Below are 514 nucleotides of genomic sequence, written 5' to 3' on the forward strand. Positions count from 1 at the left end.
CGCGCGACCTGCTCGACCGGGGCGAGCGCCGACCCACCGTGCTGCTGGACGCGGCGCGCGTGACGCGCGTGGCGTGGAGCGAGCTGAGCGCGCACGGCGAGCGCCTCTTCACGAACGCCAACCGTCCCTCGGACCTGACCTTCTGAACCCACGCCGGGCCGCGCGATGTGTTACAACGCTCGCGTGACCGCACCCGAGAGTCTGCTCGACGTCCACTTCCCCTCCGACCCGCAGGTCTCCCCCGACGGAAGGACCGTCGCCTTCGTCCTCACCCGCGTCGAGGAGGAGGACCCCGCCAAACCCGACCCGGCCTTCGCGCGGCCCCGCTACAAGAGCGCCGTGCACCTCTCCCGCCCGGGGAGGCGGGCACCACGCCGTCACGAGCGGCGAGAAGCGCGACCACAGCCCCCGCTGGTCCCCCGACGGGCGCACCCTCGCGTTCGTCTCGGACCGCTCCGGCAAGCCGCAGCTTTACCTGCTGCCGCTCGGCGGCGGCGAGGCCCGCGCGCTCACC

The 514-nt window shown here is 74.1% G+C and carries 1 pseudogene; it reads left to right on the forward strand.

Annotated features, from left to right (window positions below):
* Positions 1-183: 183 nt before the first annotated feature.
* Positions 184-514, forward strand: a pseudogene (locus DEIPI_RS37325) (hypothetical protein); the annotation flags it as partial.

The sequence above is a fragment of the Deinococcus pimensis DSM 21231 genome, from assembly GCF_000519345.1.
GTDB lineage: Bacteria > Deinococcota > Deinococci > Deinococcales > Deinococcaceae > Deinococcus_A > Deinococcus_A pimensis.